The sequence below is a fragment of the Flavobacterium xizangense genome (assembly GCF_054075145.1).
Genome location: NZ_JBSIPG010000363.1, coordinates 1 through 229 on the forward strand (window position 1 = coordinate 1; position 229 = coordinate 229).

Consider the following 229-nt stretch of genomic DNA (forward strand, 5'->3'; position numbering starts at 1 on the left):
GTTTCCTGTAATTTTGTTGTAGTTATTAAAGTATTTATCGTAATCAAAACTAATTATATCCTCTACACTGACATCTAAAATCCGTCCTATTTCGACCAATTTTTCATAACTCAAAGAAGTTTTTCCTTTCTCAATTTTACTGTAACCTGCTTGAGTCACACCTAATCTTTCTGCCATATACTCTTGAGTATAATTTTTTAACTCTCTAATATTTTTGATTTTGTTTTTT

At 27.9% G+C, this 229-nt stretch carries 1 protein-coding gene; it reads right to left on the reverse strand.

Annotated features, from left to right (window positions below):
- The coding region (locus tag ACWA1B_RS23780) for a helix-turn-helix domain-containing protein (protein ID WP_456911168.1) at positions 1-229 on the reverse strand (229 nt) is incomplete at both ends.